This is a genomic window from Rivularia sp. PCC 7116 (genome assembly GCF_000316665.1).
Classification (GTDB): Bacteria; Cyanobacteriota; Cyanobacteriia; order Cyanobacteriales; family Nostocaceae; genus Rivularia.
The window spans coordinates 5975050-5988614 of the sequence record NC_019678.1; the positions used below are offsets into that span (position 1 = coordinate 5975050).

At 35.3% G+C, this 13565-nt stretch carries 8 protein-coding genes; 3 read left to right on the forward strand and 5 right to left on the reverse strand.

What is annotated here, in order from left to right:
* Positions 1–269 precede the first annotated feature (269 nt).
* From RIV7116_RS23080 to RIV7116_RS23090, 3 genes are all read left to right on the forward strand, one after another.
* Entirely contained in the window at positions 270–749 is a 480-nt protein-coding gene (locus RIV7116_RS23080) for a DM13 domain-containing protein (protein ID WP_015120737.1), read from the forward strand.
* Between the two features lie 234 nt (positions 750–983).
* Positions 984–3644: a filamentous hemagglutinin N-terminal domain-containing protein gene (locus RIV7116_RS34115; RefSeq protein WP_015120738.1), complete on the forward strand. Its 2661-nt coding sequence runs from the start codon at positions 984–986 to the stop codon at positions 3642–3644.
* Positions 3645–3804: 160 nt separating this feature from the next.
* Positions 3805–4488: a DUF928 domain-containing protein gene (locus RIV7116_RS23090; protein ID WP_232435717.1), complete on the forward strand. Its 684-nt coding sequence runs from the start codon at positions 3805–3807 to the stop codon at positions 4486–4488.
* Between the two features lie 15 nt (positions 4489–4503).
* Here the strand turns inward: RIV7116_RS23090 and RIV7116_RS23095 are convergent, their stop codons facing one another.
* From RIV7116_RS23095 to RIV7116_RS23115, 5 genes are all read right to left on the reverse strand, one after another.
* Entirely contained in the window at positions 4504–7146 is a 2643-nt protein-coding gene (locus tag RIV7116_RS23095) for a CHAT domain-containing protein (RefSeq protein WP_015120740.1), read from the reverse strand.
* A 163-nt stretch (positions 7147–7309) separates the two neighbouring features.
* Positions 7310–8164 (reverse strand): formyltetrahydrofolate deformylase, encoded by an 855-nt coding sequence (purU, locus tag RIV7116_RS23100; RefSeq protein ID WP_015120741.1) that lies wholly within the window; start codon positions 8162–8164, stop codon positions 7310–7312.
* A gap of 123 nt (positions 8165–8287) precedes the next feature.
* Positions 8288–9640, reverse strand: coding sequence for an NB-ARC domain-containing protein (locus RIV7116_RS23105; protein ID WP_083894090.1), 1353 nt, complete (start codon positions 9638–9640; stop codon positions 8288–8290).
* A 356-nt stretch (positions 9641–9996) separates the two neighbouring features.
* Positions 9997–11916 carry a CHASE2 domain-containing protein gene (locus RIV7116_RS23110; RefSeq protein WP_015120743.1) on the reverse strand — a complete coding sequence of 640 codons (1920 nt, stop codon included), beginning with the start codon at positions 11914–11916 and terminating at the stop codon, positions 9997–9999.
* Positions 11917–12672: 756 nt separating this feature from the next.
* Positions 12673–13344 (reverse strand): response regulator transcription factor, encoded by a 672-nt coding sequence (locus RIV7116_RS23115; RefSeq protein ID WP_015120744.1) that lies wholly within the window; start codon positions 13342–13344, stop codon positions 12673–12675.
* Positions 13345–13565 lie beyond the last annotated feature (221 nt).

A 13565-nucleotide genomic window follows, 5' to 3' on the forward strand; every position in this document is an offset into this window, starting at 1 on the left:
AAGCCCCTCTTCAGGGGCTAAATTAGGCGCATCTTGATAAAGAAATGGTATCAGACAGAATTAATTACATTGCTTCGCTTCCCCCGCAATGACTGTAAATATTTTTGTCCAATTACTTACCTATCCCCCAATACCCAATTCCTTCTTCTCATTTTTCTCATTTAACTCTTACTCAAGGTTCAGATAGCATTCATTACACCCTCAGTGTCGTGCTTCATATTAGTAATTAAGCAAGGAAAACAAACAACTTTCACCCAGAGGAAACTAAAATGTTCAATAAATTAGCTGGCTTCGGAATTGCATCTATCGTATTATTGGGTAGCGTTAGCGAATTAGCAATTAATACATCTACAGCTTCAGCAGCTAAACCCGCAGCGAATAACACAACTTTATTAGCAGCAAAACCTCAATTAATAGCATCGGGAAGTTTTGTTACCACCGAGCAAGACCATCCTACTAACGGAATCGCTAAAATTGTTGAGGTCAATGGTAAGCGTTATTTGCAATTTGATAAAGCTTTCACAACAGCTAGAGGTCCAAAAGTAAGAGTTGTGCTTCACCGTAATAATACAGTACCGGTGAATCTAAAAGAAGAAAACTATGTTACTTTGGCATCTTTAAAAAAATTTGATGGCGCTCAAAATTACGAAATCCCTGACAATTTCGATTTAAAAGATTTTCAATCTGTAGCAATTTGGTGTGAAGAATTTAATGTTACTTTTGGTTACGCTAGTTTACAAGATAGTTAATTTGTTGCAATTTTTTAGGCAGGCATGATTGAATATTATTAAATTCAGGACTTAGGCAAGCACAAGGTTAAATATTATTTTTTTAATTGACAATTCTCTAAAGCTTCTTAAATCGTAAATTTGCTTAAGTCCAAAAATAAAAAATGCCTGCTATTACTCTCAAATCCCCTTGATTTAAGTAATATCAGCCTAATAATCTAATAATCAAAAACCCGGTTATAGCTGATAACTGATATGAAAACTTTCTCTCATTCCCTATATTCCGCATTTTGCTTTCTTAGTTTATTTATTTCTCCTAAGATGGCGCTTAGTCAAGTATCTAGGGATGGAAGTTTAAATACTAATGTAACTACTAATGACCAATTGAATTTTAATATTAATAACGGAAGTCGAGCCGGAAATAATTTATACCATAGTTTTGCAGAGTTTTCTATACCTAATGGTGGTTCGGCTGTTTTTAATAATCCTTCTGATGTTGTTAATATAATTAATCGGGTTACGGGGGGTAAGGTTTCTGACATTAACGGTTTAATTGAAGCCCAAGGAAACGCAAATCTATTTTTAATTAATCCCCGAGGAATTGTTTTTGGTCAAGATGCAAAGTTGGATATCGGCGGTTCGTTTTTTGGTAGCACTGCTGATAGTATTAATTTTGCCGATGGAAGTATTTTTAGTGCGCTAAACCTGCAAGAAGAACCTTTGTTAACTATTAGTACTCCCTTGGGTTTGCAGTACGGTACAAATCCGGGGAGTATTACAGTTAAGGGAACGGGAAGTAATCTAAGATTGGGTGAAAATAATTCATTGGTAAGAGATGATAGACCAATCGGATTAGAAGTCGCAAATAATCAGACTTTAGCTTTAGTAGGTGGTAATGTTTTATTAGAAGGTGGTAATTTAACTACCTTTTCCGGAAATGTTGAAATTGGCAGCGTTCGCAACGGTAATGTAAGCTTGATTCCAATCAACTCGGGTTGGGAATTGGGCTACGAAGATGTTAAACAATTTTTAGATATCAGTTTAAATAATGCTGCATCTATAGAAACTAGCGGTAATCGCAGTGGTAACGTTTTTCTTAGGGGAAAGCGTATTTCATTGTCAGAAAACTCGTCGATTTTGACTAATACCCTTGGTAATGGTTCTGGTGGAGAACTGAACGTAAAAGCTTCTGAGTCATTAACCTTAGTTGGACCCAAAATAAATGAATTGATTAGAAATAGATTTTATACAGGTTTATTTGCCGTCTCTGAAAATAATGCTACTGGTAATGGAGGTAAATTAAGTATTGAAACCAATAATTTAAGTGTTACTAATGGTGCGTCGGTAACAGTTAGTACTTTTGGGTCGGGAAATGCGGGAGAATTGGACGTTAAAGCAACTGATATACAAGTAATTGGTTTCTCAGACATTAGTCCTAGCAGCCTGTTTGCTCAGTCTGATGGAGGAGGTAGTGGTGATGGAGGTAACTTAAATGTTGAAGCTTCTACAGTGCGAGTCGCTAATGGAGGATTAATAGCTGTTGGGACTCAAGGTTCTGGTGATGTAGGTAGTTTGAAGGTTAAAGCATCACAAATAGATTTGGTTGGTACTGGTACTATAGGTTCAATTACGTATCCTAGTGCTTTTGGTGCTTCAAGCCAAGCTAGAAAATCATCGAGTCAAAATCAACCTGGTTCTTTAGAAGTAGAGGTTGGACGTTTACGAATTATTGATGGAGCACAGATATCAGCAAAAACATCTTCAGAAGTAAATTCTGGAAATATCAAAATAATTGCTGATGAAATTGATTTAATTGGTATTAACTCATCTAATGGATTAGCTAGTAACATTTTTATTGGCACATTTCCTGGAAGTAGCGGCAATGGTGGTAATTTAGATATTCAAACTGGATCGCTACGATTACTTGAAGGAGGGCGTATATCATCTAGTACTAACGGTTCTGGTAATGGTGGAAACGTGACAATTAAGGCAAATGATATTGATTTGACAACTACAAATCCCGAGTTTGTTTCTGGGTTTGCTAGTTATATAGCTTCGCAATCGGGTTTTCCTCAAGCGACAGGAAATGCAGGTACTATAATAATTGAAACTCAAAACTTACAAGTTAACGGTAGTAAAATTGCAGCCAGAAGTCGCGCCCAAGGAGATTCCGGAAACGTAAACATTTCTGCCGAAAATATAATTGTAAAAAACCAAGGAGATATTACCGTAAATAATATAGGTATTGGCGATACGGGAAATCTTAAAATAGAAGCTAATTCTATTAGTTTAGTAGATGGAAGTTCACTTGGTGCGGTAACTTATGCAGGTTCTCAAGGTAATATTTCTGTAAAATCCCAAGACTTAATAATCCGACGCAATAGTGAAATTAAGACTAATGCCAACGGAACTTCAACCGGTGGAAATATTAATATTGATACTGATGTTTTAGCAATTTTAGAAAACAGCGAAATTGTAGCTCAAGCAATAGAGGGGCGCGGAGGGAATATTAATATTACTACCCAAGGTTTATTTCAATCTCCCAATACGCGCATTGATGCAAGTTCTCAGTTAGGGATAGATGGAATTATCCAGATTGATACTCCCGATATCGATCCCAGCCAGCAAATTACCGAACTTCCAGAAGGAATTATTGATACAGATAATTTAGTTGCAACCAGTTGTCTTGTTCCCAGTAGTAGAAATAGGGGTAAATTTATCGTTACAGGTTCCGGGGGTTTAGCAACCACTCCAGATGGCGTTTCTAGTTCAAACTTTGCAACTTTTTCGGTTCCTAAAAATAATCAACAACAAGCATCAAATCCGCAAAAAGTAACTCCATTAGTTATCGAATCCGAAGATATTTTTACTTTGGAAGATGGTAGCATTGTTTTGGGAAGAAGGTGTAATGGGTAAATCAATTAAATATTGAATAATCATTAAACAAACTGAAAATATTCAAATAGTTGTATAAGATATTTCCATAGTTACCAAAGCAATTATGCGATATTTTGAAAGGCTAATCACTGTCATTGTTATAACTTTAACGTCGTTTTCTTGCTTACATATACCTTCATTGGCTAATGGTAACCAAAGAAATTACGATGAACCTCCACCAAAGACAAATGGTAGATCTGCTGGTTCGAGGGGTTGCAGCAATAACGAATTAGTTTCGCAAAATGCCCCGCCAGCTTTAATTTTACTTTCACCCGATTCAACTCAAGCTAAGACAGTTACGAAAAATCCGATTTTTGCATGGTTTGTCCGCGATTCTCAACCAAGACAAATACAGTTCAAACTTTATAAAGAAGATACTGCAAAACAAGAATACAAATTAATCAAAGCAACTCAAGATAAAGAATTTCAAAGCAAACCTGGAATAATGGTATTAACAATGCCAAAAAATATTGTTCTCACAACCGGAAAAAAATATCTTTGGCAAGTCGAATTAGTTTGCGATCGCAATCGTCCGTCAAGTAATTTATTTGCGGAAGCAGAACTTAAAGTAGTTCCCATGCAGCCCAAGTTCAAAACCGAACTAACCCGAGCAGTTAATCAAGATCAAAAAGCAATGCTATACGCTAAAAATGGTTTATTATACGATGCTTTGATGGCTGTATTAACGAGAAACAAATCTTCTGCTTCACAGCAATCAACAATGAACAAATTAAAGCTTTCACTATTAAATAAAATCGCCTTAAAGCCATCCGAACTTAAAAAACTACAAAATAGTCAGATTCATTTGATAGAAATCAAATAGATGCAAAAAATTACATCACAACCAATTGCCCACTAATACAAAAGGTGCCCAGTAGCCGGGATGAGAATAACGCCCTTTTGGATTTTCTGCCAGCCAAGCTCTTTGGGTTGCTTGTAAGGCTTCGGCTTTACTCATCCCCTGACGTAAATTATCGTAAAATTGGACAATTAATTTTGCCGTTGCTTCGTCATCAATATTCCAAAGAGATGCAACCGCACTTTTAGCTCCCGCTTGTAAAGATACACCAGCGATTCCTAAAGCATCTCGCTGGCTGCCGACTGCGGTTTGACATCCCGTCAGGGTTAATAATTCCAGTGCTTGATGATCACCGCTTTGAGTATTTCGGATAATTTTGTAGAGATTTCCTAAAGTAATCGTTTTGTTGTAATTATTTGTTGGCTTTTGCTCTCCTGCGATTAAAAATGTTTGCTGAGAATCGTAACCAAACCTGGCATGAGTTGCTAAGTGCAGAAGGTTAGGTTGGTAATCACGAAGTTTTTGTTTTAATTGCTCTGAGGTAAAGTTTTTATTTAGCAGTATTTTGTTGTTGGGTATAACTTTATTAATACCCTGCATTTCTGCTTTTACCGCACCTAGAGGTGGATAAAATGTATTTTTATCTATGGCGCTAGCATCGGTTAATCCAAAAGCAAGCAGTTTTAAACCTTGTGTATCTAAAGGTTGGGGACTAGTTAAAGATAAACTGGGTGTGCTGGCAATGGCATACTTTTCAACTAAAAATTGGTTTCCGTCGTACAAACTTCCCATTGGGATAGTCCATAAAATTCCATCTTGAACGAATACTAATGTCTTGATTTGTTCTAAATCTTTAGCGAAGGGAGTAATAAACCAATTGTAGATTTTCCGCGATTTTTCTCGGTAACTATTGCTTCTATCCGAAAGTTTTTCTAAACTACGTCGAAATTCATTTACCGTCTCAACAGCGTCTTTCTCTGGAATCGCAACCCAATGCATTTTAAATTTAATTGAATCGGCTTGCGGAAGCATTAAAATGATGGCAATTCCATCTTTTAGGATAATCGATCTAAATACAGCCGTATTTTTATCGACTTCAGAAATGGGTTTATCAATTAACTCTAAATCGCAATCGCTACCTAAATAATTTCTTAACTCTGCTATTCTTAATTCATCCAGAGTTTTCAATGCAGAATTTAAATTTTGCTGTAACTCTAAAGGATTACCATCACTTAATTGACGAGCTTTGTTGATTCTTAATTGTGCTAACTGACGGTAAATTTTTTCAACGCTGTCTTGGAAATCTAGACGTACATCTCGGTTAGCGATCGCAATATCTTTTTCAATATCGGTGAGAGTACTTGCCGAGCTTTCATAAGCCTTAATTGCTTGTGATTCTTTGTTTTGCGCTTGGTAAATTCTTCCTGCTTGCCACTCCCATAGATAACGACTTTCTTTTGTTGCAGCAGTCATTTGAGCTTGGTTAGTCAATTCTAAAGCAGTAGGATAATTTTGGCTGCATTCGTAAACTTGTCCCAACCAACCTAAAGCAAAAGATTGTGTTTGTTTATCTCCAATATTTTTAGCAATCGTTAAACTTTGATTTAATGTATTAAAAATTTTTGGTGAAATTTCTGATTGAAAGCATTGATATCCAGATGTATAAATATCCGCATCATTATTTACCTGCTGCATTAACCTCGCTAACTTAATTAACGAAAAAGCTTTTTGTCGCGATGCTGGTAATTTTTCTATATTCGTTTCAATTTGCTTAAATATTTGTGGATTTAAATTTTTTGTTTGTTTAACACCGGAATTATTTTGCTTTTGAGAGCGATGGTAAGGTAAAACCAAATTTAATAAAGCCGATACTTCCCCACTGACGTTATTTTGCAGCCGTGCAAACTTGAGACTATTTTCAAAATAATTAATTGCGTTATTTTCATAAACCCTAGCTTGCTGTATAAATTTTGCTACAGCTTGATTATCGTCAGCTTGAGAAGCAAAATTAGCATAGCGATAATTTCTTTGAGCCAAACTGGTATAAAGATTACCCAAATTATTAGCAGCAGCCATTAAGTAGTTTGAATTGTTTTGTGCTGCTGCTTTTTTATAACTTGCTCCAAGTACTTGAATTGCTTTTTCATATTCACCTAAAAAATACAAAGCATTTCCTAAACTTCCATTTGCGGCGGCTTCTCCCAAACTATCATTTTGTACTCTTGCGATTCCTAACGCACTATTTTGACTGCAAACTTGCTGTTGTTGCAAATCTCCACATAGGATATTAATTGCCCGTTGATGCTGTCCTAAATCGCTGTATGCTTGAGCAACTTCTGTTAACATCCGCCCTACTTGCTGCTGGTTATTAGTAGCGCGAAAATATTCAATAACTTGATTCAAATAATTTATTGTTTTATCGATTTGACCTATTTGTTGGTAAGCCCGCGCTAAATATTGACGTATCTCAATTTCACTTTCTGTCTTGCGATCGTCTTCTGTAGAAATACTTTTGAGCCATACATTAATTGCGCCAGGAAAATCACCTGCATTGTAGAGTTCTATGCCTTGTTTTACAAAATTTGCCGATACCGGAGTTGCAGCTATAAGAGTATTATTAAACCACAAACAAAAAATCAAACTGACTGTAAAAATAAAATAATAAAAGCGGTTGATTTTCATACTTTAGTTTAGAAGAAAAGCAAGACATAATTTTTATTATTCTCTAACTGTAAACTAAAGTGGGATATTACATATATAGATTTAAAGGTTAAAGATAAAAAATAATATTTTGTAACATCTTCTCAACCATCATCCATGACTGATTTTCTATATTGATAAAAACCTACTCAAATACTACAGTTCTATTTGCGTAAACTAAAACACGATTTTTTAAGTGTAATCGGACTGCTCTTGCTAACACAATTCGTTCTAAGTCTTTGCCTTTTCGGATTAAATCTGTAATAGTATCGCGATGGCTAATTTTTACAACATCTTGCTCGATGATGGGGCCTGCATCCAAATCTGCTGTAACATAATGAGATGTAGCTCCGATAATTTTAACTCCTCTTTCATAGGCTTTATGGTATGGATTAGCACCAATGAAAGCTGGTAAAAATGAATGATGAATATTAATTATCTGAGGAAATTCAACGACAAATTCATTACTGAGAATCTGCATATACTTTGCTAAAATAGCCAAATCTATTTTGTATTTAGATAGTAATTCTAATTGCTTTTTCTCTTGTTCTAGTTTTGTGGCTTTAGTTATAGGTAGATAGTGAAAATCAATATTGAATTGTTCTGCTATTTGCTTTAAATTCGGATGATTGCTAATTATTAAAGGAATTTCGGCAACAAACTCTTTTGCTTTATGTCGCCAAAGTAAATCTAATAAACAATGTTCTTGTTTGCTGACAAAAATCGCGATACGTGGGATGCTATCAGAAAAATGCAGTTCCCATTGAGCTTGTAAAGGTTGCGCTATAGAATTAAAAGCCGGTGCGATTAAATCGCGGGGTAAATTAAAACCATCTAGCTGCCATTCAATCCTAGTTAAAAATAAACCGCTTTCAAAGTCTGTATGCTGGTCTGCATGAATTATATTACCACCATTTGAGTAAATAAAATTCGCAATTTTAGCAACCAATCCTTGTTTATCCGGACAGTAAATAAGTAGGCAAGCTGTAGTATTTACCATAGTCAGATTATATTTTCTAGCTCGTATAGCTTGTCATAAATACGGAGATTAGGCAACGCCGAGAAAATCTTTCCTTGCTGCTAACTAGCTAGAAATTTGGGAATAGCATTGTAGATATTGCAGTTAATCTATATTATGAATGCATTCCGCTACAAATGGTTGAAGTTTAAAATAAGCTTTGTGTTGTTCGATCAGCGCGCGGCAACTTAGTGAATCTAGTATATCTAGTAAGTATGGTTTGACTTTTGAATCTCTTAAATCCTGATTAAGTTGCGATAACGAGACTTCGTGAGAATAACTTGCTAATTTTTGCATTACAGATTTTTCTGAAGCTGATAAATTTTTAAATTCTTCTATCAGCAAATTTTGAAAATCGCTCAAAATAAATCTGTTTGCCATCAAATCTTCTAAATATTGGGTAATGTTTCCGAGAAAATATTTATGAATTAGATTTGCAGCCATTTTTAAAGCTAATGGATTACCGCCATAGTATTTAACTAAATTACACCAATCCTCTCTTGAACCCAGATAACTTCCCCGCCGATCAAATATTTGTTTGACATCATTAAGCTGCAAGCTATTAAGCTTGATTGACTGTAAACCAATATGCTCTAATATTCCGATTCTGCTATGCTTTTCTCGACTGGTTACGATAACAGTGCTTTGATGTTTATTTTCCAATAATATTTGTAAAAAATCGCTATAAGCTGTACTTTCTTCATGATGTTGATCCGTGACTGTTTCCAAACCATCAAGAATCAACAAACAGCGATGATTTTCAAGTTTTTCTAAGAGTAAATCTATCAAAGCACCTAAACTAGTTGGCAACCTATTGTTATCCTTGTTTTTCCCAGCAAATTTACGAAGTATGCTAACTAATATTTCTTCAAGGGTAGAAGCTTGACGTAACGACTTCCAAATTACAAATTCAAATCGATGCTTAACTGTATGTGCAAATTTTATCGCTGTGGCAGTTTTACCGACTCCTAACATACCAAACAAAGCCACAACCTTAGCGCGATCGAGAATAATTTTGTTTTCAAGCAATCGTAATTCTTCACTACGCCCGTAAAAGTTTGATATATCTGGAATATTGCTGTAATTAGAAGATGAAACGCTAGTCCATTTCGATTTATTCAATTTACATAAATCTGCATGAGCGTAATCACCTTCATTTAAAGGCAGCTGTAGGGCGTGAAAAACATGGTTAATCGAGCGAAAATCAACACCAGTTTGGCACTGGAGGATTTTTCTGACTGTAATAGGATGAATACCATCCGATTCCACTAACTGAACTTTTCGAGCAATAGCGCTAGCAGAGCAGCGCATTCTAGTTTTAGCTTCCAACTGTTGAATGCAGTTATTCAGTTTTTGCAGCCCCTCGTCAGTAAGAACAAAGCCACGATAACGTTTGGAACTCGAATTAACCTGTACCATTTTACTGCCGCCTGTTACTTGCCTGTTGTTCAGTATCATGGCAAATAATTGACTTCCGAGTCATTGTATAAATCGGCAAGTTAATTTCCAATTTTGGAAAACTAGGTCGAAATTTATTTAATATATTGTATAATAATTAAATTTTTATTAACAAAACTTTTTATTTAGTATCTTTCATTCATAATCTCCATCATTTTCAAGAAGCGAAAATCATCCTATAAAAGCCTGTGGAACGAGTGAAACCCTTATGGGTTGTAGGTTGCAGCATGAATATCTGATTATCAAATCAGCAAAATTCGCAAATAAAGCGATTGGTGCAAAATTTCAGAAAACAGAAGGAAGCAACCTTGGCATCATGTGCTCAAAATATAGATATCCCAATCACCAATCACCAATTACCAAAGCCATCTCTTCCTAGGCCAAATTAACTCACAGATGGTTCCTTGAGGAGTATTTTGTCGCCTTCTAAATTTTCCTCTAAGACGGTTTGCAATTGCTTTTGCTTGGCGAGTTCCTTGCCCTTGACGTAAAAATTGCTGTTGATTGAAGCTCGTCTCACCATTGTCCGTAATTCTCAGAGAATATAAGTTTCCTCTGTACGAACAATAGACATCTAAACGAGTAGCGTTTTTAGCATGTTTACCTACATTGTATAAAGCTTCTTGAAGAAACAAACATAAACCGCGTTTTTCTTCTATATTTAAATGCTTATCATCGTAACAATCAAAAATAGGAGAAATAAAAGTTTGTAAACTGCTAAAGCCGGGAAGTTGTTGATTTAGAGTTTGGTCGTATACTTGATACAGAAGCTCGGAAATTGGATTTTGTAAATCAATAAATAAACTATCCTGTAAATACAAGCTGTTAGTTTGATTCATTGCTTCTTGTTGCAAGTATTCAAAAATATTTCTTAGTTCCTTGTTTAAATTTTGTAGTTCTTCTCTTAATATTTCTATAGGTAAATCTTCTTGACTACTTCTAAGAATTACTGCTAAACTCTGTAGCGGTCCGTTATGAACTTCTTCATAAGTGCGTTCGATAGTGTCGCGACGCTGTTTGAGTTCTGCTCTTAAACCTCTATCAAAAAATGACGTAGTTAATCCTGCTAAAGAAAAAACTAAGCAAGTAGGGATAAATGGAATCCACCAACCCCAAATTAATAATAAGTAAAATAGAATAGTGTGCTTAATACAGATAATTGCAATGCTTACTAGGCTTTTCCAAGGAGATTGCAGAATGACGCTTAAGATAACTCCAATTATCCCCCAAATTACAATCCACACATACTCCCAAAAGTTCGACCATGTTTTTAACAATTTGGGTTTATCCAAAACGGTAGATAAAATTTGTCTTAAAGCATGAGCGTGAGCTTCTACACCGTATATAATTTGATTGGGCATTGATTCTGACTGCCCCGAAATTTGAGAAAATAAAGTATGTTTGAGGGCAGAAGTAATTAAAGTGTCTTTTACACTCGCAGCAGTGACACCAAAAATTACGGCACGATTTTTAATTAATTCGGGAGAAAATTTTCTTTGAATAATATCTCTTAAATGTATGTATGTAAGTGGTTTCTGACTGGAGCAGAAATTAACCAGCATTTGATTTCCGTTCGCATCAACATTGACGTAACCCCCAGTATTTGCTTTCAGTGCAGGTATTTCAACAGAATCAAACTTGATCGGATTTTTAACTCTATTCCCATGCTCAAAATTTAAACCCCGAGACGATAAATAAACTCTTGCTAATTGAGTTACAAACGAGTATTTTAATTCTCCATTCCAATCCCTACTAGCTAAAAGGCTGCGACGAAATTTACCGTCTTCGTCAATTAATACATCAGCAAATCCGATTCTTTCGGGAGGTAATGCTGGAGGTGGTTTTACATTTAGCGTTTCTTTTTCATTTAAAGCTACTTCTATTCCGACTATATTAGGTATTTTTTGAAAAGCTTGAATAAGTAGATTTTGATTGTTTCCTACTGGTAAATCTCGGAATATATCAATACCAATAACTCTGGGTTTATATTCATTTACTATTTGCAACGCTTTGGCTAATTTATCGTCAGGTAAGGGGAAACCCCCAAACATCCTTAAATCATTTTCATCAATGCTGACAATAGTAATTCTTGGTGCTACATTACTTGAAGGACAATTACGAGAAAAATAATCAAGTGACATCCATTCATATAGTTGCAAAAACCCCGTTAATCGAATTATTAAAATTAATCCTACAATTATCGAACCTGGTAAAATGACTTCACGAGTCAATTTTGCCTGCTGTCTAACTTTCCACCAAAGATTTACTAACACCATTCTCGGTCAATTTAATATTATATTTTGCGGAAAGTTGATGGAGACATTTTAAAGACTGGTTTGCAACTTTTAGCGTAAATTGTCTTTTGATTAAAAATAGAAGTAGGAGTGGTTTTAGATTTTATTTTAATGCCCATTATTAATTCACAATTTTCAAAATTTTATCCCAATTTTGCTTTATTGCTGATTTATATTTAACAATAGTTTATCTGTTGCGTAAGTCTTATTAGCGAAGCAGCAATAAGCCGCAGGATGCAGCGTAAATATCTTGTTGTCAAATCAGCAATCAACCGTGAATAGAGCTACTAATTTAAGATGTGGAGTATAACTCAATACGGTTCGCTTAAGCCTAAAAATTAGAAATAGTGTAGGTTGGGTTTAGGAACGTTCACCGCAGGTGTGCCGAAGGCACAACCCAACATTATCAACTGTTTGTTGGGTTTCACTTCGTTCAACCCAACCTACGATTTATCTTAGCTGAACCGTATTGGAGTATAACTAACCCTACGGTACCATTCCTATTAGCGCTCGGCTCTGCCTCCAAACCATAGCCCGGTTGGTGCGTGACACTCAAAACATTATTAATACGTTCCTTCATTAATCAAAGTGTCACAGCAACGGCAATAAAGCGAGAAGAGAATCTACACCGCTTTTTGCCTCCCCTACAAAAAAATGTGCCGGTTGCGTAAGTCCTAACCGAAAAATTATCCCGTCTGTTAATAATTACTAATAAATATGTAAACTAATAATTAACAACTAATTACTAATTAACCCTGCTTTTCTAGCTGCAATTTCTATTTGCACTCGCAAATCCTTATCGGGACTATCAAAAACACCCAATGCATCTTGAATTCTAATCCAATAATTACGCACCGTGCGATCTGTAATGCTCATTCGTTTCGCAATTGCCTTATCCGATAGCCCTTCTTGGTATTTTAAAGTCAATACCTCCAGCCATTTACGGTCGAATTCTGGGCGCGATCGCACTTCTTTTGGTAAATAAATTGACCCTCTTTGAGCAATATCAACAAATTTCAACATTTCTGTTAACGGTAAAGATTTATCCATTGCAGCAAATCCTCCTTCATAAGTATTAACAATACGTTTAATTCTGACTAAAGGCTTAATATTTGTACTTAATACGACAATGTTTGGCGCATCGTTACTTTGCATTAAATTTGCAAGTAAATGCATTCCTACTTCAACTTTGGCAAAATCATCCGGCTTTCTAGGTAAGCTCAAATCAACTACTACTAAATCAAAATGATATTGCTCAAGTAATTTTTCCGCAGTCTGCGAATCTTTGGCTGTAAAAATTTCAGCTATAGGGTACTTTGTCCGCAATGCTGGAATAGTACCTTCCAGTATCGCTTCATGGTCATCAACAATTAGAATTTTTTGTTTAATTGAATCCAATTGTTCTGTCATGATTGTTTGAAAAATATGTGTTGACAATTATTGAGTTTTTCTTTTTTCTCAAATTATTATCGCGCTGGCGAATAACTGTATTAAATCTTAATTAAGTATTAAGTTATGTGGAAATTAGCAGATATTGAAGTGCAAATTTTATAGGTTAATATAATTTAAGAGTAAAATCTGCTTGTAATTAGGCTAGTACCGCTTCGCGGAAGTAAGAAGTAAGAAGTTTG